Raw genomic sequence first — 21705 nt, 5'->3', positions numbered from 1 at the left:
GGCATGGCGCGCGCGGCCGTTGCGATCTGGGACCTGCCCATCCGCATTTTCCACTGGGCGCTGGTGATCCTGGTGGGCCTGGCCTGGTGGTTCCAGGAGACCGGGAACCTCAACCTGCACCGGATCGCCGGTTCCTCGGTCGTCGGGCTGCTGGTTTTCCGTTTCTGGTGGGGCGTCTTCGGCGGGACCACCGCGCGCTTCTCGACCTTCGTGAAGGGGCCCAAGGCGGTCGCGGCCTACGCACGGTCGCTATTCTCGGCGACCGGCTCGTCCCCGGGGACGGGCCACAATCCGCTGGGCGGCTGGAGCGTCATCGCCTTGCTCGCCTGCCTTGCAGCGATCCTAGCCGGCGGCTTGTTCGCGGTGGATGTCGATGGCCTGGAGGCCGGCCCGCTCTCGGTGTGGGTGTCGTTCGAGAGCGCGCGACTGGCTTCGAAGATCCATGGCCTGGCCTTCCAGGGCTTGGAGGCGCTGGTGGTGATCCATCTGCTGGCCATCGCCTTCTACGCCGTCTTCAAGCGCCGGAATCTTGTTGGGCCGATGGTGACCGGTGGCCAGGTTGAGCGCGCGGCGACGCGGGGGGCGGCCTGGGCGCTGGCGGTCGGGATCGCACTTGGCCTGGCGGCGACCTCCGTCCTGCTCCATCTGAGCGGAACATTCTGATGCGTACGCGACGAGAGACCGTCGGCCTGATCGGCGGCGCGGCCAGTATGGCGTTCGCGTCCGGTGCGAGCGCCAGGAGCGATGTCCACGCCACGGCGATCACCCAGGTGTTCGGCGACGGGCAGAAATTGACCGCCGTCGTCCTGGATTACGGCCAGGCGATCGACAAGACTCGCCTGACGGCCTCCAGTTTTAAGGAGGAGGGGCGCATCGTCACGCGCGTCTACGCCAACGCCATCCCCGAGCCGGCCAAGGCGCCCCGGGGCGATCGCTATGTCGTCGTCGAGTTGTCGCCCGCCGATCCTGACGCCGCGTTGTTCGTATCCGCCGGCCGCAGCTTCACGCGCCGTCCAGCCAAGGCCAGGGTGACGCAGGTCGCCGACGTGTTCGCCGGCTCCGGTCGCCGCTTCCGGTCCGGGGCCACGATCGAAACAATCGCCACCCGCAACCTGGTGGTCGACAGTTTCAAAGCGGCGCTGTTCGCTGACCCGACGACCGGCGACCGGCTGCCCTACAACCTATTCGTCCCGAAGAATTACGATCCGGCCAAGCGCTATCCGCTGGTGCTGTTCATGCACGACATGGGGGCCTGCGGCGCCGTCGTCGACACCGCCCTGGTGCAGGGCCTCGGCGCGGTGGTCTGGGCCGATGACGCCGACCAGGCCCGGCGCGAGGCGTTCGTGCTGGCCCCGCAATACCCCGCCCAGGTCGTCAATGACGCCTCGGAGGCCACGAGCTTTCTGGACACCACCGTCCATCTCGTCGAGCACCTGACTTCGCGCTTCGCCATCGACCGCGATCGCCTCTACACGACCGGACAATCGATGGGGGCGATGATGTCGATGGCGATGAATATCAAGTATCCGGACCTGTTCGCGGCCTCGCTGATCGTGGCCGGGCAATGGGACCCGGCCCTGGTCAAGCCGCTGGCCAAGGACAAGCTCTGGATCATCGTCTCCGAGGGCGACCTCAAGGCCTATCCCGGCCAGAACGCGATCACCGCCGTGCTCGAAGGCCAGGGCGCCAAGGTCGCCCGCGCGGTGTGGAACGGCGCATCCTCGCCCGAGCAGTTTGCCGCCGATGTCGCCGCGATGCGCGGACAGGGGGCGAGCGTGAATTACGTCGCCCTGCGCAAAGGCACCGTCGTGCCGCCCGGCCAGCCGGACAATGGCGGCAGCAATCACGTCAACACCTGGCGCATCGCCTACGCCATCGAGGGCATGCGCGACTGGCTGTTCGAGCAACGCCGATGAGCCGAGGAGGCAGCATTATGTCCATGGTTCGGGCCCTGGTGATTGCCGGTCTCGCGGTCGCCATGACCAGCCTGGCTGGAGCGGCGCTCGCCGAGTCCCTACGGGTCGGCGCGGTCAAGGCGGACATCACGCCGACCGACTTGACGGCGTTGAACCCCATGGGCGGCGGCGACTTCGCGCGGGTTCACGATCCGATCTTCGCCCGCGCTCTCTATCTGGAAAGCGGCGCGACGCGCGCGGCGATTGTCTCGCTCGACCTGATCGAAGTCGGCGACATGACGCCCCTGCGCGAGCGCATCGCCCGGGAGGTCGGGGTGCCTGTCGAGGGCGTGATGATCACCGCCACCCACGACCATAGCGCGCCCCGCATCGGCGAGGTCTCGCCCGGCGCCCTGGCTCACCCGGGCGGCTCGGAGTCGCGGGCCTATACCGCCATCGTCTACGACAAGATCGTCGCCAGCTTGAAAGCAGCCAAGGCCGGCGCGCGTCCGGCCCGCTACGGCGTCTCGCGCGGCCAGGTCGATGTCAGCGTCAATCGCGATGTCTATTCCGCCAAGGGCTGGTCGCTCGGCTTCAATCCCGATGGACCGTCGGACAAAACCCTTTGGGTCGCTCAGTTCGTGGAGCCTTCCGGCAAGCCGATCGCGATCCTGTTCAACTACGCCGTCCATAATGTCGTGACGATCGGAGCCAATGAAGTGGCTGGAGACCTCTCCGGCGTCGCCCAAAAGTACGTCGAGGACGGGCTTGGCCAAGGCGCCGTGGCGCTATGGACCATGGGGGCGGCAGGGGACCAGGATCCGCGCGTCTTTCCCCATATCGGCAAGACCGCGGGGGCGGCGGAGCGGGCCTTGGCCTATCGCGCCGCCGACGCGCAAGGCGTGATGGTCGGGGCCGAGGTCCTGCGGGTCGCGCGCGCCATGGACGATCTTTCCGGGACCGCGCGGCTGGCGGTCGAGGCTCGCGAGGTCTCCTGTCCCACCAAGAAGGGCGTGGCTCAGATGGACGACATGACGGCCGTGGCGGTTCCCGAGGTAAAGCTGCGCCTTGGTCTTGTCCTGCTAGGTGACGCAGCCTTGACCAGCGTGTCGGGCGAGGTCGTGACGAACATCTATGCTCGCCTGCGTGCAGAGTCGCCGCTGTCCGACACGGTGATGATCACCCTCGCCAACGACCGCATCGGCTACATCCCCGACGACGCCGCCTACGACCGGCCGATCTTCGAGGTCAACGGCGCGCCGGTCGCCCGGGGGTGCGCCGAGAACGCCGTCGTCGGCGGCCTGGTCGAGATGATCGACCGCAATCTGCACCGGGCGGAGTGAAGTCCATGATCCAAGGCACGATTGTCCACCGGGCGGCGGTCGCGCTTCTCGGCGCCATGGCGCTGCTGGCCGCCGCGGTCCCGGCGTCGGCGGAGCTTCGCGCCGGAGCGGGCAGGGCGGATATCGACCTGCCGGCCGACCTGCTGCCGATCCAGGGGTTCGGCGTGCAGCGCGATCCGCTGCAAGTTCGCGTGCTGGTCCTCGAGAACGACGGCCAAAGGCTTGCCCTGGCGGTCGTCGACCTGACCTCGATCTCAAGCGACGAGGTCGCGGCGATGAAGGCGGTCGTAGCCAAGGCCGCGACGGTCGACGCCGCCAATGTCGTCATCTCCGCCAGCCATACGTTTTCCGCGCCGCACATCATGCCGGCTGGCCGGCCGTTTCCGGGTCTGGCGTCCGCCGCCGAGCAGACCAGGAACGTCGCGTTCAAGGCAACAGTCGAAGCCGCCTTGCGGGACGCCGCCGCGCGAGCCGCGACAGCCGTGCGCCCGGCGCGTCTGGGGTTCGGCAAGGGCGTGACGGACATCAACGTCAATCGCGACCAGCACACGCCCGAAGGGTTCTGGCTCGGCGTCGACAGCGCGGGCGCTTCGGACAAGGAGCTGGCGGTGATCCGCATCGAGGATCTCCAGCGGAGGCCTCTGGCGATCCTGGCCAACTACGCCGTCCAACCGTCGGTGATGGACCAGTCCGTCGTCGAGAACGGGACCAAGGTCATCACCGCCGACCTCGCCGGCGCGGCCATGCGCCGGGTCGAGGCGCTCCATGGCGAGGGCCTCGTGTCCTTCTTCCTGATCGGCGCGGCCGGAGACCAGGCGCCGACCTTCAAGGCCCGCCGCGCGGTCGCCGACAAGGACGGGCGCCAGTCGGTGGCCGATATCGGCTCGCAGGGCTATCTGCTCATCGACCTGCTGGGCGAACGGCTGGCGCAGGATGTCATTCGCACCAGCGAGCACGTGCGCATGTCCGATGGGAAGGCGCCTCTCGCCCTGACCCATGGCGTGGTGACCTTCAAGGCCCAGGCGCGCCCCAAGTCGTTGCAGGATTTGCGCCCGACCAAGACCTACGCCTTCGTTCCGGAGGGCGAGGCGCCCGCACCGTACCTGGTCCTGAGGCTCGGAGACATCGCGGTGGTCGGTGTCCAGGTCGAGCTGTCCAGCCTCACTGGCCAGCGGATCAAGCAAGGCTCCCCTGTCCCGAACACGATCGTCGCGACCATGGTCGACGGCGCGGCCAAGTACATGCCGGACGTCGCCGCCTATGACAGGATCACCTACGAGGCGATGAATTCGTCCTACGCTCGCGGCTCGGCGGAGGTCCTCCAGGACGCCGTCCTCGAGGCGCTCAGAGTGAGCGCGCCGAGACAATAGGCCGCCGCGCCGCAGACGCTCTCAGCCCATCCAGCGACTGACGGGGACCGCCGACTCCTCGAGCGGTTGGGAGATCACGTCGATCAAGGTCGGGCCGTCGTGCGCGACGGCGGCGCGGACGGCTGCGTCCAGGTCATTGGGATCGGCGACGGTCCAGGCCTTCACGCCGAACGCTTCGGCGATACGGGCGTGGTTGGAGCGATTGAAGTCGACCGAGAAGTAGCGCTCGCCATAGCCGCTCTTCTGGCTGGCCTTGATCCAGCCGTAGGACGCGTTCGAGAACACGATCAGTGTGATCGGCAACTGTTTGCGGACGATGGTCTCCAGCTCGCCGACCGCGAAGCCGAAGCTGCCGTCGCCCATCACCGCCACCACCTTGGCGTTCGGCGCGCCATAGCTCGCGCCGATCGAGGCGGGCAGGGAGAAGCCGAGCGCCCCGTGGGCGCGGTTGGTGATGAACCGTCGACCAGCGGTGTTGAAGTCGTAGTAGCTGGAGAAGTAGGGGCAGGGCGTGCCTGGATCGGCGACGATCACGGCGTCACGGGGCAGGGCGGCCTGCAGGGCGGCCACCACCCGCTCTGGGCGGATCGGGCGGTCGGTCGACCCGGCGAGGCGCTCGAAGCCGGCGCGCTTGGCTTGGCGCACCGCGGCCAGGCGCTCGGCCGCGCCCGTCGAACGGGGCATGTTTTCCAGGCGGCGGGCGATCTCGGCAAGCAGGGCCGACAGGCAAAGCCTGGCGTCGCCGACCAGGCCAGCCTCGACCTTGTAGTTCGCGCCGACCACCATGGGGTCGATGTCGATATGCACGATCGGCACGTCGCGGCCGGGAACCTCGCCGTGTTCCGTTGTGGTCGAGCCGGCTCGGCAACCGACAAAGATCACGGTGTCGGCCGAGGCGACGACGTCTCGGGTCTCGTCGACGCCGCCATTGGCGCCGACCACGCCGACGGCCAGGGAATGGTCGTCCGGGATCACGCCATGGCCGCTGACGGTCGAGGCGACCGGGGCGTCCAGCAGTTGGGCGAGCGCCGCCAGTTCGGCCATAGCGCCCGAGATGATCGCGCCGCCGCCGCAGACGAAGACCGGTCGTTTGGCCGCCAGGATCATTTCGGCCGCGGCGGCCACCAGATCCGGCGAGGGACCGGTGCGGAAGGCAGGAAACTGGCCGTGCTCGGCCTGGGCCCAGATGTCGGCGTCGAAGGCGTGCTTCTGAACGTCGTAGGGCAGGCCGATGTGGGTCGCGCCGGGGCGGCCGGTGGTCGCGGCGCGGAAGGCGGTGCGGAAAACATGCGGGATCTGGCCGACGTGGTCGACGACCGTGTTCCACTTGGTCAGCGGTCGGAACAGCGCCTTCTGGTCCAGCTCGGTCAGCGGGTAGCGGCCACGAGCGGTCACGGGCACGTCCGAGGTGATCGAGACCATGGCGATCGAGGACTCGTTGGCTTCGATGACGCCCGGCAGGATGTAGGTCGCGCCGCCGCCGCTCGGGCCTTCGCATACGCCGATCCGGCCGGACAGGCGCGCATAGGCGTCGGCCATGTAGGCGGCGCTGCGTTCGTCGCGTGTCAGGATGTGGTCGATGCCGTGATCAAGACGCGCCAGCGCGTCGTAGAAGGGCAGGCTGGTGTCGCCGCACAGACCGAAAACATGCCTGACCCCGTGGGTCTGCAGCATCCGCACAGCGGCCTCGGCGCCCGTCATCATGATCCTGGATCCTCCTTGGACCTTGGTATCGAGGCGCCCTTTGAGGGGGCTATTCAAGACGGTGGGCGAGCTATCGGAACTGCGACCGACATTGCTGGACCGATATCATTGCGGGCGTTCGCGGCGTTAGAAGCGGCGGAGGCTCCCGGCGTCGGCGCGTGGCCGGGCGAGGAGAAGACATGGCCGATCCAAGGCATCCGTTCGCATTCCGGGACTTCCGCTTTTTCTGGACCGCGCGGCTGTGCTCGACCCTGGCCCAAAACACCCTGGTGATCGTCGTCGGCTGGCAGGTCTACGACCTGGCGCGCGCGACGATGGACACCAAGGACGCGGCGATGCAGTTGGGCTTCGTGGGCTTGGCCCAGTTCGCGCCGTTGTTCGTTCTGACCCTTGTGACCGGTTGGGCCGCCGACCGCTTCGACCGCCGCCTGATCGTCTGCCTCACGACGACTCTGCAACTGGCCTGCGCCCTCGCCCTGGGCCTGATGACCGGGACCGGCGCGATATCGCTGCCGGCCTTGATGAGCGTGGCGGTGTTCCTGGGCGTGGCGCGGGCGTTTTCGATGCCGGCCTTGAACGCCCTGGGACCCAACATCGTGCCGCCCGAGGTGCTGCCCCACGCGATCGCCACCAACGCCATCGCCGGGCGGGTCGGCTCGATCCTGGGGCCGGCCATGGGCGGCTATCTCTACGCGTGGAGCCCGCCATGGCCCTATGCGGCGAGCGTCGGGCTCTTCGCCCTGTCGCTGACCGGCATGCTGTTGCTCCGGCCCGTCGCGAGGATCATCGGCGAGCCGCGCAAGCCTTGGCTGCTGATGCTCGAAGGGCTGGTCTATGTGCGCGGCAACACGCTGGTCATGGGCGCGATCTCGCTCGACCTTTTCGCCGTCCTGCTGGGTGGGGCCACGGCCATGCTGCCGATCTTCGCGCGGGACATCCTGCATGTGGGGGCGGCGGGACTGGGGCACTTGCGCGCCGCGCCGGCCGTGGGCGCGATGGCGACGGCGCTGCTGTTCGCCTGGCGGCCGCTCAAGCACAATGTCGGGGTCAAGATGCTGGTCTCGGTCGCGGTGTTCGGCCTGGCCACCGTGATCTTCGGGGTCTCTCGCTGGATGCCGCTGTCCTTGGCTTGCCTGACCGTTCTGGGCGGCGCGGACATGTTGTCGGTCTATGTCCGCCAGTCGCTGATCCAGCTGTCGACGCCAGACCCGATGCGCGGCCGCGTCGGCGCCGTCTCGACTCTGTTCATCTCGGCCTCCAACGAATTGGGCGAGGCGGAGTCCGGCTTCCTGGCCGCCGTGATCGGACCCGTGGCGGCGGTGGTCGCCGGCGGCGTCGGCGCGATCCTCATCACGGGCCTCTGGGCCTGGAAGTTTCCGGCCCTTCGCCGGGCGCGGACCTTCGAGAGCGCGGCGAATGGATAGGGCCGCACACAGATCTGATCGACACGGTCGGGCCGCCGTGGGCGTAGCCTGCGGCTCCGGAAGGCCGCGTGCAGACGTGGCGTCGTAACATGAAGTCCGCCTGGCATGAGGCGGCGCGTCGTTGGAGGACCCCATGGATCGTCGACACTTCCTCGCCGCCCTGCCAGTCGCATTCCTGGCCGGCGAGGCGATGGCCGCGACGGTCAAGAAGGCGGCCGCGCCCAAGCGTCTGGGCGTGATGCTGATGAACCGTATCGGTCCGTCGTCGTCCGAACTCTACATCGCCAACGCCGACGGCTCCAACGAGCGCAAGCTGCTCTCCAGCTCGGTGTTCGACTACCACGCCAGCTTCAGCGCCGACGGCGAGTCGATCGTCTTCACCTCCGAGCGCAACGGCGACGGCCAGTCCGACCTTTTCCGCTGCGATCTGGCTGGAACAAGTGTCCAGCCGCTGGTGGTCGGCCCGTCCGTCGACGACGCCGGCGAGCTTTCGCCCGACGGCCGCCGCCTGGCGTTCGTCTCGACTCGCCAGGGCTATCGCACCAACATCTGGGTCAAGGATCTCAAGACCGGCAAGCTGACCAACCTGACCGGCGGCGAAGACGTCCAGGGCGACACGGCCTATCCGGACGGCTTCTACCGTCCGGCCTGGTCGCCGGACGGCAAGCACCTGGCCTTCTCGTCGGATCGCAACACCGACTGGCGCGGTCACAACGAGGGCCACGGCTGGGAGCACACCCAGGAGCTCAGCATCTATGTGATCGGCGTCGACGGGCGCGGCTTTCGGCGCGTGGCCTCCAAGCCGGGCTTCAGCCTCGGCTCACCCAAGTGGTCGCCCGACGGCAAGCAGATCGTGTTCTATGAGGTGCCGACGGAGGACACCTGGGGCTCGCGGCGTCCGGAGGGCGTGGCCAAGGTCGTGTCCCAGATCGTGTCGGTGGACCTGGCCACCAGTGAGCGAACCGAGCACACAAAGGGGCCCGGCCTGAAGCTGTTCCCGCAGTACCTGAACGCTGAGATCATCGGCTATCACCGCAAGGGCGGCGTCGATGAGGGCCTCGTCTACACCTCCGGCTTCGAGGCCGTGAAGCGATCGATCCGCTCCCCGGTCTGGTCGCCGGACGGGAAGTTGGTGATCTACGAGAAGGTCGGCTTCAAGGCTCGCCCGCAATTCAAGCCGCTCTACAGCTGGGATCGCGACTGGGCGTATAAACATACCGATGTCTTTCCGGTGCTGGCTCATGACGGCACGCTGGCGATCACCGAGAAGCAGCAAGGCAATTCCTCGCTGGTGACGATGAACCGCGACGGCTCGAACCGCCGGGTAGTGTTCGACGTCAACGGCAAGGGGTTGGATCCCGATCTCGTCAAGAAGGGCCTGGCGGGAGCCTTCCAGCCGGCGTGGTCGCCCGACAGCCAGTGGCTGGCTTTCGGTCTGGGGGTCTGGTTCCAGGAGCGGGCGCACGGCAAGGCGACCCTGATGCGGGTGCGCCGCGACGGGACCGGCTACGAGCCCCTGACGGACGGTTCAGTCCATTCCGGCTTCCCTAGCTACTCGGCCGATGGCAGGGAGATCGTCTTCCGCGTCTGGGGCGCGCAGGACAAGGGCTTGCGGATCATCAACCTGGACACCCGCCAGGTCAGGGTGCTGACCACGGAATACGACAACCTGCCGTTCTGGTCGCCGGATGGAAAGCGGATCGTCTTCACCCGCAAGGTCGACACCGTGAACTTCGATATCTTCACGATCCGTCCGGACGGATCGGACCTGCAGCGCCTGACCACCAATCGCGGCAACGATGGCCATGCGGTGTGGTCGGCTGACGGCCGCATCCTTTGGAGCACCGGCATGTACGGTTTCCGCGAGGAGGCCGCGCTCTACGACAACACCTTCCAACCCTACGGCCAGATCATGGTCATGAACGCTGACGGCGCCGGCAAGCGCCTGCTGACCGACAGCCTGTGGGAGGACTCCATGCCGCTGTATCTGCCCGATAGGTAAGGACGACGGCCTTCGCCGAAGCTATCGGCCGACGCGGGTTTTCGATCTCTCCGCCCCGTTGATCGCCTGTTCTACTTCAGTCTTGGGATGGTACGGCGCGAGCGCGCCGGGACCGTCTTCAGAACAACGCCCGTCCAAGAGAGACGTGGTGATCAAATAACAGGGAGGATACAATGAGGGGACTATCGTTCCGCGTCGGGCTGATGGCCGGCGCCTGCTTCGCCGCAGGGGCCGCCGGCGCCCAGGCCCAGACCACGCAGAACAATGAGCCGGCCGCGCTGGAAGAGGTGGTCGTCACCGCCCAAAAGCGCAGCGAAAACGTCCAGAACATCCCGGTCGCCGTGACCGCGGTCAGCGCCGAGAGCCTGACCAAGCAGGGTTCGGCCAACCTTCAGGCGCTGCAGGGCTCAGCTCCCAACGTCGAGATCAACTCCAGCAACGCCGCCACCGGCGTCGCCATTCGCGGCATCTTCTCGACCAATGACGGCCCGCAGGGTGACCCCGCGGTCGCCTATCACATCGATGGCGTCTATCTGGGCCGACCGCAATCGACCGGCGGCCTGATCTACGACATCCAGCAGGTCGAAGTGCTGCGCGGCCCGCAAGGCACGCTGTATGGCCGTAACGCCACGGCCGGCGCGATTAATGTGATCTCGGCGCGTCCGATCTTCGACTATGCCGGGGCGGTCGGCGCCGAGTACGGCTCGTACAACCAGTACGGCGTCAACGGCATGGTCAATGTCCCGTTCGGCGACAAGGTCGCCCTTCGCTTGGCCATGCGCACGCTGAAGCGCGACGGCTACGCCGCGGATGGCAAGAGCGACGACCAGGACTCGCGCGCCTATCGCGGCCAGCTGCTGGTCAAGCCGACCGAAGCTCTTTCGGTGCTGCTCGCGGCCGACTACGACCTGCGCAAGGGCGTGGGACCGGCGGCCTACAAGCTGGCCGTGGCGGGCGTCGATCCGCGCTCGACCAACCTGCTCAATCCCGGCGCCCACATCCGCAACAAGAACCAGGGCGCCCATGCCGAGGTGAACTGGGACCTGGGCCTGGCCACCCTGACGGTTCTGCCGGCCTATCACGAGCTGAACCTCGACAACCTCTACGCCAGCGACCGCCGCATCCAGCTGAACCAGAAGGCCAAGCAGCACTCGCTGGAAGTCCGCCTAGCCTCCAAGCCCGACCAGACGGTCACTTGGATCCTGGGCGCGTTCTACTGGGACGAACTGCAAAGCTCGTTCCAGACCCTGCTGGCGCCGCCGACCTCGGTACGCTTCGGCTATCCGACGATCGACGCCTATTCACGGGCCCTGTTCGGCCAGGCCACCTGGCACGTCACGGACAAGCTGCGCCTGACCGGCGGCCTGCGCTACACGGCCGACCAGAAGAAGCAGAACGGTGCGACCGAGGTGCGCAACCCGGCCGGGATCCTGCTGTCGCGCATCACCAACGCCGCCAACAGCGAATGGGAAGCCACCAACTGGAAGGCCTCGGCCGAATATCAGCTCGCTGAACGGTCGCTGATCTATGTGACCGCCGCGACGGGCTACAAGGGCGGCGGCAACTATGACGGCCTGGCCCCGAACTCCTATGAGCCCGAGCATGTGACCTCGTTCGAGGCTGGCTCCAAGAACCGTCTGTTCGACAACGCCCTGCAGCTGAACGTCACGGCCTTCCACTACAAGTACAAGGACTACCAGGCCAGCCAGCTGGGCTGCCTGAACCTGCCGGCGGGCCTGCCGAGCTGCACGGCCTCGGGCCGCCTGACCTACAACGCCGACAAGGCCACGGTGTACGGCCTGGAGCTGGAATCGCAGTGGGCGATCACCGCCAACGACCGCCTGGGCGTCGTCGGCGCCCTGACGCACTCGGAGTTCAACGACTTCGTGCTGCCGGTGACGCCGTTCTCGTCGGGCGGCGACTTCTCGGGCAATCCGCTGCCCAAGTCGCCAAGGTCGACCTTGACGGTGGACTACGCCCACCGCTTCGACCTGGCCAATGGCGGCACGGTCACGGCCGCGGCCCGCGCGCGCTTTGTCGCCAAGCAGTACCTGCTGTTCGACATTCGCAGTCCGATCATCAAGCAGGACGCCTACGGCACGGGCGACCTGAACCTGACCTACGAGGAGCCGGGCGGAACCTGGACCCTGACCGGCTACGCCAACAACATCACCGACGAGCTGGTGAAGTCCTACGCCTTCGCCACCTCGACCCCCGGGACCTTCTACGGCGCCTACCTGCCGCCGCGCACTTACGGCGTAAGGGTCGGCGCCCGGTTCTAGCCTACCCGGCCGGAAGCGGTCCCCGCCGCTTCCGGTCGCCTCTTCCCCGCAAACTCGACGATCTGGGCGAAGCTTCGGCTTCGCCCATCCTTTTGGGTCAGGCCAGGGTCTCGCCCGGCAGCAGCTCGGTGTCGACCTGGGCCTGGGCTTCGGCCGGATAGCGGGGACCATGGACGGCGTCGCCCTTGAACAGGACGTTGATCCGATTGACAACGTCCGGCGCCAGAATGAGGCTCGCCGCGCCGATGTTTTCCTCAAGATGGATCGGGTTGGTGGTGCCGGGGATGGGGACCACATGCTCGCCCCGCGCCAGGGTCCAGGCCAGCGACAGCTGGGCCGGTGTCAGGCCCTGCTCGGCGGCCAGGAGGTTGAAGTGCCGGACGGCCTGCAGATTGTGCGACAGGTTCGGCTCGACGAAGCGTGGCATCCGGGCCCGAATATCGCCCTTGGCGTAGTCTGCGTCCTTGATCGCGCCGGCCAGCAGACCCCGCGCCACCGGGGAAAAGGCGACGAAGCCCACGCCGAGGCGACGGCAGGCGTCCAGGACGGCGACTTCGGGATTGCGGACCATCGGCGAATATTCGGTCTGCACGGCCGCGATGGGGTGGACGGCGTGGGCGCGCTCCAGGGTGGCGGCCGACATTTCCGAGAGCCCGATCGCACCGATCTTGCCGGCCTCGACCGCACGCGCCAGGGCCCCGACCGAGTCCTCGATGGGCACGCGCTTGTCGAGGCGGTGCAGGTAGAAGAGGTCGATGTGCTCGACGCCCAGCCGCTGCAGGGAGCGCTCCAGACTGGCGGTGATCGCCGCGGGCGAGCCGTCCAGCACCCGCTGGGCGCCGACCATGTCCAGAACGCACTTGCTCGCCAGGACGTACTCGCTGCGCCGATGCCCGACCGCACGTCCGACCAGGCGCTCGTTGTTTCCGCCGCCGTAGAGGGCGGCGGTGTCCAGCAGGGTGACGCCAAGATCCAGAGCCCGGTTCAGCAACCGCCCGCCGTCCTGCGGCGATGGGGGCGCGCCGTAGGCATGGCTGAGGTTCATGCAGCCCAGGCCGATCGACGAGACCTGGAAGGGACCGATCTGGCGGTGGGGCAGGATGGTCACGACGAAGTCTCCCTATGGAACGTGCAGGAAGGCGATGCTGGTCGGTTTGGCGACCAGGATCGACTGGTCCGTTGAGGTCAGTTCGCCGGTGGCCGGGTCACGCGCCAAGACGGTGACCGTGCCCGAACCCTGGTTGGCGGTCAGCAGCCAGCGTCCGGTAGGGTCGAAGCCGAAGCTCCACGGTGTCTGGCCGCCCGAGGATATGCGCTGAACCTCCGTCAGGGCGCCCGATTTCTGGTCCACGGCATAGACCACGATGACGTTCTCGACGCGGATCGAGGCGTAGACGAAGCGGCCGTCGCGGCTCACCGCGATCTCGGCCCCGTTGACCGGCGGCTCGCCGCCGGCGCCAACGACACTGAGTTCCTTAAGCGCGCCCTTGCGGGCGTCCCAGCCGAAGGTCCGGATCGCCGGAACCAGCTCACTGATCAGGAAGACGAAGCGGCCGTTGGGATGGAAGTCCAGATGGCGCGGGCCGGTCCCGGGCGGGACGCTCACGGACGTCGCCGCGGCCGGCCCGAGGCGCCGCGCGCGACGGGCATAGGGATGGACGAAGACCTTGTCCGCGCCGAGATCGGCGACCAGCACGAACTGGCCCGTCGGACACAGCGCCACGCCGTGGGCGTGGGCGCTCTTCTGGCGAGGCGAGGGGCCGGAACCCTGTTCCTGCTGCACCGAGGCCGGGGGTTCGAGGCCGCCATCAGCGCGCAGGGGAAGCGCGGCCACGTGGCCCGAGCCGTAGTGGGCGACCAGCAATCCACGCGCCCGCGCGTCCAGCGCCAGATGCGTCGGTCCGCCACCGCCGGATTCGACCGTCGAGACCAGGGTGAGGGCGCCGGTCTTCCGGTCGGCTTTCAGGGCGTGGACCTTGCCCAGCGTCTTGCCTTCGTTGCCGGTCTCGCTCACGGCATAGAGCGAGGGGCGGCTGGGATGGGCCACGATCCAGGTGGGGCGGGCCAGCTCGGCGACGACACCGATGGGCGTCAGCTTGCCGGTGTGCGTGTCGAGCCGGGCGGCGAACACGCCCTGGCCAGCCTGGTTGCCTTGGGTTCCGACATAGACCAGTTGCTGGCCCTTGGAGGCGGCCTCGACGGTGGGCGCGGCTAGAAGGCTCAGCGCGCCGGAGGCGACCGCGCGGCGGGTCGGCGCGTTCAGCTTGGAATAGATCATCGGGTCTCCTGCCGCGGGCTTCTCAGGTCTTCAGCACGCTGTCGAGCCAGGGAACGAGGGCGTTCCAGACGCTCGGTGAGAAGATGGTAGCCGTCGCCGCTCGCTCCGCCGCCAAGTTCGGCGAGCGGAGCGATTGAATCGGCGTCAGCCCGCCCTGCGAAGCATGGTGGGCGTCGTGGCGTCCGCCGTGTGGCGGCGCAGCAGGTCGATGAAGCTCTGGTGCAGCTTGGTCGGAAGCCAGTCCGAACGCATGGTCACGCCGATGGCGGGCGCGGGCTCGATCGGGCCGAAGGGCAGGGACACCAACTCGCTTTCGTGCATGAGCTCATAGGTGGTCATCAGGGCCAGCCGATCGCTGCGGGAAAGCAGGTGGCGGACGATGGGCAAGGCGCTGGTGGCGATGGAGGTCTTCGGCGCGTCCCTGCCTTGGAACAGGCGCTCGAAGCAGGCGCGGCGGCTGGCGCCCGGCGTGCCCACCACCCAATCGTAGCGCAGCAGATCCTCGACGTCGACGCCGCCCTTGCGGGCCAGGGGGTGGCCGCGCCGGGCCACCACCATATAGGGCGTGCGGGCCAGGGCCTCGTTGGTCAGGTCTTCGCCCTTGGTTTCCTGGACCAGACCGATCACAAAATCGACTTCGCCGTCGCGCAGGCGCTTGAGCATCTCCGAGGCGCTCTCGTTGACGATCTTGACGTCGACCTTCGGGTTGGCGCGGACGAATTCATCGAGCACCGAGGCCAGCAGCACGCTGCCGCCGAACGGCATGGCGCCGATGGCGATCTGGCTGGCGGCGCTGCCCTGGGCGGCCTCGATCTCGTGGATGCCCCACTCGATCTCCTGGGTCGCCAGCTTGATGCGGCGGCCGAACTCGACGCCGGCCGGAGTGACCACTACGCCGGCGGCGGTGCGGTAATAAATCGACTTCTTGAGATTGCCCTCCAGGTCGCGCGCCGCGCGCTGCAGCGAGGCCTGCGAGAGCGCCAGAGCCTGGGCGGCCTCGGCGAAGGAACCGCTCTCTACGATGGCGATCAGGCTGCGGGCCTGGGAGCGCGAGATGCGCTTGGCGATCAGCGGCGCGGCCTCGGGGGCGCCGGGGACGCCCAGGGTGATCAGGGCCTGCTCGAACTGTTCGAAGAGGCGCGTGGCGCGACGGTGGAAGATCTCGCCCAGCTCGTTGAGATAGCTACCGCTGGCGCGGCGCTCGAGCAGGACGGCGCCGATCTGCAATTCCAGCTTGGCCAGCGCCTGGGTCACGGCCGGCTGGGAAAGATTGCATTCCTCCGAGGCCCTGCGGACGCTGTTCAACCGGCCCACGCTTTCGAACAGCTTCAGCTGCCGAAAACTGAGCGACGCGGCCCTGGCTTCAGGATCCATGTCGATCATTTTTAGTCCTCCCAATGGCCAAGCGCTAACAGGAATCTATCGGGGTGGAAACTGGCCCGGCTGTCGCCGAAGTGGACGGAATAGGGGCTGCGGCGCCCCGGCGCGATCCTCGCGAAGCGATCCGGTCAGGCCCTCGGCGATTCGCGGAAACTCCCGGAAAACATCCGGATTTTCCCAGATATTCCTGGGTTTTGCGGGTTGCGGCCGGTGCGGATTTGGTTGCGCGTGAAACGAGTTTGCCGGCGGCGCGAGGGCGATTTCGAGCGATAAGAAACACGCTCCAGTTCGCCAGATCTATTACACGATGTGACGCAAAACTTATCAGCCGGCGCGGCGAACCTATCGCCGACGCGGGGTTCCGCCGATAGGAAATGGCGCGCGCCCTCAAGGTTTCGCGGCGGGCCGGTTGCGATCGGGCGAGGTCGAACGCCTTTGTCAGGACGAACGGGGCGCCCCCTGGTCCGATGACCGCGGCCAGCTCCCCGGATATTGATGAGTCCTGAGGAGAGGAAATTGGCCGGGAAGGTACATCTTAAGATCGCCGTAGCGGAACATCCGCATACGTCGGCCATCCGCAGCGGCGCGATACCTATCGAGGGCGTCGAGGCCGAGATCATCACTGTCAAACCGCAGATCGGCGCGTTCCGCCGGATGGTGCGCGACGTCGAGTTCGACGTCTGCGAGATCGCCCCCACGACCTACATCATCGCTCGGGCCTACGGCGCGCCGTTCGTGGCGCTACCGATCTTCGTGGTCCGCCGCTTCCACCACTCCGGCATGCTGGTGCGTCCCGACGCGGGGATCGCCACGCCCAAGGATCTGGAAGGCAAGAAGGTTGGGGTGCGCGCCTATTCGGTGACGACCGGCGTCTGGCTGCGCCAGGCGTTGATGGACGACTGCGGTCTGGATCCCTCGAAGGTGACCTGGGTGGTCGATGACGAGGAGCACGTCCGGGAACTGAACCTGCCCGGCAATGTGATCCACGCGACCCGCCCGTTGGCCGACATGATGGCCGATGGCGAACTGTCGGCCGGGGTCGAGGGCGCGGCCGGCATCGGTCGCACCGGCGCCCCGACGGGGGGCTGGCAGGAGGTCGAGGCCAACTATCCAGACCTGCTGCCCAACGCCGCCGATTTGGAAGCCGACTACTTCCGCCGCACCGGCGTCTATCCGATGCACGGCACGATCGTGGTGAAGGACTCCGTGCTGGCCGAACACCCGTGGATCGCCAAATCGCTCTACGACGCCTTCAAGCGCGCCAAGGACGAATGGCTCGAACGGTTGCACGCCAATGGCCCGCAGGACGCCACCGAGAAGAAGTACGTCAGGCTGATGGACATCGTCGGTCCCGATCCACTGCCTTACGGGATCGAAGCCAACCGCCCGACCATCGAAGCCCTCGAACAGACCGCCTTCGCCCAGGGCCTGACGCCCCGACGGATGAGCATGGACGAGCTGTTCGTCGATCCGGACAAGCTGTGAGCCGAGGAACCAAGACCATGATCATCGACTGCCACGGCCACTTCACCACCGTGCCCAAGTCGTTCCGCGACTGGCGCCAGGCGCAGGTCGACGCCGCCAACGATGCGGTCAACGCGCCGCCGGTCTCGGGCGCGCACGTCAGCGACGACGAAATCCGCGAAGGCGTCGGCAACGGCCAGCTCAAGCTGCAGCAGGAACGAGGCAGCGACCTAACCCTGTTCTCGCCGATCGCCGGCCTGATGAGCCATCACCTGGGCAACGAACGCACCAGCCTCCAGTGGGCGGAGGTCTCCAACAACCTCGTCAAGCGGGTGACCGAGCTCTATCCGGACAACTTCGTCCCGGTCTGCCAGCTGCCGCAGTCGCCCGGCGCGCCGCCGGCCAACTCGATCCCCGAATTGCGCCGCTGCGTCGAGGAACTGGGCTTTGTCGGCTGCAACCTGAATCCGGATCCGACCGGCGGCTACTGGACCGGCAAGCCGATGACGGACCGCGAATGGTATCCGCTGTACGAGGCGCTCTGCGACCTGGACGTTCCGGCCATGGTCCACGTGGCGGCCTCGTGCAATCCGAACTTTCACGGCACGGGCGCCCACTATCTGAACGCCGACACTTCGGTGTTCATGCAGATCCTGCAAAGCGATCTGTTCAAGGATTTCCCGACCTTGCGCCTGGTCATTCCGCACGGCGGCGGGGCGGTGCCCTACCACTGGGGTCGCTATCGCGGCATGTCGCTGGAGATGGCCAACCGGCCACTCGAAGGGCTGCTGGACAACATCTTCTTCGACAGCTGCGTCTATCACCACCCAGGCGTCGACCTGCTGACCAAGGTCATTCCGTCGAAAAACGTGCTGTTCGGTTCTGAGATGATCGGCGCGGTGCGCGGCAAGGATCCGAACACCGGCCACTACTTCGACGACACCAAGCGCTATGTCGACGCGTGCGTCAGCCTGACCGACGAGGACCGCTACAACATCTTCGAAGGCAACGCCCGCCGGGTCTATCCGCGCCTCGACGCGCAACTGAAGGCGCTCGGGAAATAATCCAACCGTTTCAAGTCCCTACGAAGGCGCGACCCGGTATCCCCGCGTCGCGCCTTTCGCGTTTTTGGCGGCCCTAAACTTATACCTCGCCGCATAGCTTCGACTGCTCCGCGGCGGCGATCTCGCGGACGATGGCTTCGAACAAGCGGCGGTGACGAGCCCGCCGGAAGCCACGCTAGGGAGCGCCCATGTCCTCGGTCATCGACATCCATCCGCACGTGATCTCGGATGACGAAGTCCGCTATCCGCCAGCGCCGCTATTCGGCAAGCGCTCGGACTGGTCGCAGGAGCGGCCCTGCGTGGTGGAAACTCTGATCGCGGCCATGGACGAGGCGGGCGTAGCCAAGGCGGCCGTGGTCCATTCCTCGACCACCTACGGCTTCGATAACAGCTATGTCATCGACGCCTGCAATCGCTACGGCGACCGTCTGAACGCCGTCGGCTCGGTGGACGTGCGGGCTCCGGACGCGATCGAGACGATCAAGGCCTGGACCGACAGGGGGCTCGCCGGCCTGCGGATCTTCACCGGCGGCAGCACCAAGGACTTTGACCCCAGCGAACTGGAAGATGAAAGCGCCTATCCCGCCTGGGAACTGCTGGGCGAACTGGGGCTGACCATGTGCATCCAGACCGGTCCCGTTGGCCTGCCGCAGGTGACGACCCTGGCCAGGCGCTTCCCGAACGTGCCGATCATCCTCGATCACCTGGCCCGGCCGGAGGTCGCCGACGGCCCGCCCTACGAGGCCGCCCAAAGCCTGTTCGACCTGGCCGAGATTCCCTCGATCTACCTGAAGCTGACGCCCCGGATCATGGGCGACAGCGTCAAGGGCGCGGCCACGGCCGAAACCTTCTTCCCCAAGCTGGTCGAGGCGTTCGGCGCCCATCGCCTGGCCTGGGGCTCGAACTTCCCGACCTCGCCGGGGACGCTTTCGGAAATCCTGGCCACCGCCAAGCAACGCCTGGCCTCGCTTTCGGACGAAGACCAGAGCTGGGTCTTCGGCAAGACCGCCCTGTCGCTCTATCCCAAGCTTGGCGCATAATAATGAGAAAGGCAGGGGAGCAACGCATGGCCAGCACCAGTGAGGCCGCCACGATCTCGGCCAATGAGCCCGTGGCCGCCGCGGCCGCCACGGTTCCGCCCGCCTGGAAACGGTGGTCGATCCTGGCGCTCTTGGCCATCGGCGCCCTGATCGCGTTCGTGGATCGCACCAGTATCTCGTCGGCCCTCGCGACGCCGTCGTTCAAGGCGCATTTTCACCTCTCCAACCTCGACCGCGGCTGGATCAACTCGGCGTTCTTCTGGTCCTACGCGGCCCTGCAGATCCCGATGGGCTGGGTTGTCGACCGTTATGGCGTGAAGAGGGCCTATACGATCTGCTTTGTCCTGTGGTGCGCGGCGTCGGCCTTGACGGGTTTAGCCACGACCCTGATGGCGCTGATCGTCATGCGCCTGATCGTCGGCGCGGCCGAGGCGGTGGTGGTTCCGGCCAGCTATCGCTGGATCCGCAACAACTTCCATGAGGGCGAGAGCGGCACGGCCGTTGGCCTCTACATGCTGGGCAACAAGTTCGGGCCGGCCATCGGTGCGCCCGTCGCGGCCTGGCTGATCGTGGCCCAGGACTGGCGGGCCATGTTCGTGATCACCGGCGCCGTCGGCCTCGTCTGGCTGCTGCCCTGGCTGTTCATGGTCAAGAACGACCTGCCGCAAAAGAGCGAGATGGTGGCGGTTCGCGCCAAGGCCTCGGCGGTGCCAATCAAGAACATCCTGGCCAGTCCCCTGGTCTGGGGCACCCTGGTGGTCAACTTCTGCTACAACTACTTCACTTTCTACTGCATGACCTGGATGCCGGCCTATCTGGTCGAGCATCGCGGCCTGAGCTTGGCGAAGATGGGGCTCTATTCCTTCTTCAGCTTCGCCGGCATCGCCATAGTGGCCTTGGTCGCCGGCTGGGCCGCCGACAGGTTGATCGCCCGCGGCGGCGATGCGGTCGTTGTCCGCAAGAGCTTCGTCGTCGCCGGCTTCCTGGTCGCCTCGACGGTCATTCTGGGCGCCAAGACCAACGACACGGCCACGGCCCTGTTCTGGAACGTGTTCTCGCTGTCGGGCTTGGGCTTGGCCACCGCCAACAACCTGGCGCTCTGCCGCCTGACCCTGATCCCCAAGCCCGCCGTCGGCGTGGTCACAGGCATCCAGCAGGTGGCCGTCAGCCTCGCCGGAATGGTCGCGCCGATCCTGTCCGGTTGGCTGCTGGACGTCAGCGGCGGCTACACGGCGCCGATGTACGTGATCTTCGCCTTCCTGCTGCTGGGGGCCCTGACGACCCTGTTCGTCCTGCGCCGCGAGTGGGCTCCGAAGGTGCCCGAAGGCGTCGAGATCTGACCCCCAGCCCGGCGCGAAGCGATCACGCCGAGCCCGAAACGAATTGGCGAGCCAGGGGCAGGACCCCTAGGTCTCGCTGATCAAGGAGACGCGTAGATGGCCAAGATCGTGTTTGGCATGGCGGTCCCGCACAGCGGCATGCTTGGGCAGGCGCCCGAGGACTGGCTGACCAACGGCGAGCGGGATCGCAAGAACCCCGAGCTCTGGTTTCGCAATCGCACCTGGACCTATCCTGAGCTGGAAGCCCATCGCGGCGCCGCCTTCGAGCCCTTCCTGACCATCGAGGAGCGCGCCGAGCGCGCGGGCCGTTGCCGCGCCGCGCTGGACAAGATGGCCGACGCCTATGCCCGCGCCAAGGTCGACGTCGCCATTGTGCTGGGCAAGGACCAGAAGGAGATCTGGCCCGACCAGTCGCCCTCGATCACCATCTACACCGGCCAGGACGTCCACAACGGCCCGCCGCAGCGCAGCGTCTACGCACCCGATCACCACGTCGTGCACAAGGCCTATCCGGAGCTGGCGACCTATCTGATCAAGACCTTCCAGAAGGAGGGCTTTGATCTCAACGACCTGCAAGCGTGGCCGGAAAACGTTTGGATGGCCCAGCGCCAGGGCACGAAGCCGGACTATCCGGTCGTGCCGCACGCCTACAGCTTCGTCTATCACCAGATCATGGGCGATCAGCCGCCGCCGCACGTGCCGGTGCTGTTCAACCTGTTCTATCCGCCGACCCAGCCGTCGATGAGCCGCTGCATCGAATTCGGCCGCGTGCTGCGCGACGCCATCGAGGCCTGGCCCGACGACGTTCGCGTAGCGATCATCGCCTCGGGCGGGCTGTCGCACTTCGTCAACGACGAAGAGTTCGACCGCGACGTGATGGAGAAGCTGGCGGCCTATGACTACGACGGCCTCGCCGCGATCCCGGACGGCTACTACCAGTCGGGCACCTCCGAGGTGAAGATCTACAGCATCGTCATGATGGCCCTGCAGCACACCGGCGCCCAGATGAAGCTGGTCGACTACGTGCCGTGCTGGCGCACCGCCGCCGGCACCGGCGAGGGCATGGGCTTCATGTACTGGAACCCCGAAGAAACCGCTGAAGCGGTCTGACTGGAAAGA

Annotated in this window: 16 protein-coding genes; 12 read left to right on the top strand and 4 right to left on the bottom strand. The window is 67.1% G+C overall.

From position 1 onward, the window contains the following. Positions 1-3 precede the first annotated feature (3 nt). From ACIPQB_RS22755 to ACIPQB_RS22740, 4 genes are read left to right on the top strand one after another with little or no spacing between them, the layout of a single operon-like run. The gene (locus tag ACIPQB_RS22755) at positions 4-663 is read left to right on the top strand and encodes a cytochrome b/b6 domain-containing protein (RefSeq protein ID WP_446487528.1); all 660 of its coding nucleotides are present in this window, start codon (positions 4-6) and stop codon (positions 661-663) included. Next, a complete protein-coding gene (locus ACIPQB_RS22750; protein ID WP_446487527.1) occupies positions 663-1916 on the top strand; it encodes an alpha/beta hydrolase-fold protein in 1254 nt (417 codons plus the stop codon). The genes ACIPQB_RS22755 and ACIPQB_RS22750 overlap by 1 nt, the downstream gene beginning before the upstream one ends. 17 nt (positions 1917-1933) lie before the next feature. Next, positions 1934-3238, top strand: a complete 1305-nt coding sequence (locus ACIPQB_RS22745) for a neutral/alkaline non-lysosomal ceramidase N-terminal domain-containing protein (RefSeq protein ID WP_446487526.1) — start codon at positions 1934-1936, stop codon at positions 3236-3238. Positions 3239-3243: 5 nt separating this feature from the next. After that, positions 3244-4608 carry a hypothetical protein gene (locus tag ACIPQB_RS22740; RefSeq protein WP_446487525.1) on the top strand — a complete coding sequence of 455 codons (1365 nt, stop codon included), beginning with the start codon at positions 3244-3246 and terminating at the stop codon, positions 4606-4608. Between the two features lie 21 nt (positions 4609-4629). On the opposite strand, the gene ACIPQB_RS22735 is transcribed toward ACIPQB_RS22740, so the two are convergent. Further along, complete coding sequence (locus tag ACIPQB_RS22735) at positions 4630-6312, bottom strand: thiamine pyrophosphate-binding protein (RefSeq protein WP_446487524.1); 1683 nt, start codon at positions 6310-6312, stop codon at positions 4630-4632. 179 nt (positions 6313-6491) lie between these two features. Between ACIPQB_RS22735 and ACIPQB_RS22730 the strand changes: the two genes are divergently transcribed. The 3 genes from ACIPQB_RS22730 to ACIPQB_RS22720 all read left to right on the top strand — a co-directional run bounded on the left by ACIPQB_RS22730 (position 6492) and on the right by ACIPQB_RS22720 (position 12020). Beyond that, complete coding sequence (locus ACIPQB_RS22730) at positions 6492-7736, top strand: MFS transporter (protein ID WP_446487523.1); 1245 nt, start codon at positions 6492-6494, stop codon at positions 7734-7736. A gap of 133 nt (positions 7737-7869) precedes the next feature. Then, positions 7870-9738: a TolB family protein gene (locus tag ACIPQB_RS22725; protein WP_446487522.1), complete on the top strand. Its 1869-nt coding sequence runs from the start codon at positions 7870-7872 to the stop codon at positions 9736-9738. 173 nt (positions 9739-9911) lie between these two features. Further along, a complete protein-coding gene (locus ACIPQB_RS22720; RefSeq protein WP_446487521.1) occupies positions 9912-12020 on the top strand; it encodes a TonB-dependent receptor in 2109 nt (702 codons plus the stop codon). Positions 12021-12117: 97 nt separating this feature from the next. Here the strand turns inward: ACIPQB_RS22720 and ACIPQB_RS22715 are convergent, their stop codons facing one another. The 3 genes from ACIPQB_RS22715 to ACIPQB_RS22705 form a co-directional block, all read right to left on the bottom strand. Further along, positions 12118-13128 (bottom strand): aldo/keto reductase, encoded by a 1011-nt coding sequence (locus ACIPQB_RS22715; RefSeq protein WP_446487520.1) that lies wholly within the window; start codon positions 13126-13128, stop codon positions 12118-12120. 12 nt (positions 13129-13140) lie between these two features. Then, positions 13141-14298, bottom strand: coding sequence for a lactonase family protein (locus tag ACIPQB_RS22710; protein ID WP_446487519.1), 1158 nt, complete (start codon positions 14296-14298; stop codon positions 13141-13143). Positions 14299-14442: 144 nt separating this feature from the next. Then, positions 14443-15681 (bottom strand): LysR family transcriptional regulator, encoded by a 1239-nt coding sequence (locus ACIPQB_RS22705; RefSeq protein ID WP_446487518.1) that lies wholly within the window; start codon positions 15679-15681, stop codon positions 14443-14445. 513 nt (positions 15682-16194) lie between these two features. Here ACIPQB_RS22705 and ACIPQB_RS22700 point away from each other — a divergent pair. The 5 genes from ACIPQB_RS22700 (at position 16195) to ACIPQB_RS22680 (ending at position 21696) form a co-directional block, all read left to right on the top strand. Then, positions 16195-17163, top strand: coding sequence for an ABC transporter substrate-binding protein (locus ACIPQB_RS22700; protein WP_446487517.1), 969 nt, complete (start codon positions 16195-16197; stop codon positions 17161-17163). A gap of 17 nt (positions 17164-17180) precedes the next feature. Next, the gene (locus tag ACIPQB_RS22695; protein WP_446487516.1) at positions 17181-18206 is read left to right on the top strand and encodes an amidohydrolase family protein; all 1026 of its coding nucleotides are present in this window, start codon (positions 17181-17183) and stop codon (positions 18204-18206) included. Positions 18207-18394: 188 nt separating this feature from the next. Beyond that, on the top strand, positions 18395-19246 hold the full coding sequence (locus ACIPQB_RS22690; RefSeq protein WP_446487515.1) for an amidohydrolase family protein: 852 nt from the start codon (positions 18395-18397) through the stop codon (positions 19244-19246). A 26-nt stretch (positions 19247-19272) separates the two neighbouring features. Further along, positions 19273-20586, top strand: a complete 1314-nt coding sequence (locus ACIPQB_RS22685) for an MFS transporter (RefSeq protein WP_446487514.1) — start codon at positions 19273-19275, stop codon at positions 20584-20586. Positions 20587-20682: 96 nt separating this feature from the next. Beyond that, positions 20683-21696 (top strand): DODA-type extradiol aromatic ring-opening family dioxygenase, encoded by a 1014-nt coding sequence (locus tag ACIPQB_RS22680; protein WP_446487513.1) that lies wholly within the window; start codon positions 20683-20685, stop codon positions 21694-21696. Positions 21697-21705 lie beyond the last annotated feature (9 nt).

The sequence above is a fragment of the Caulobacter sp. LARHSG274 genome (assembly GCF_052871235.1).
The sequence above is the reverse complement of the archived record's forward strand: the minus strand, read 5'-3'. Positions and strand labels throughout refer to the sequence as shown.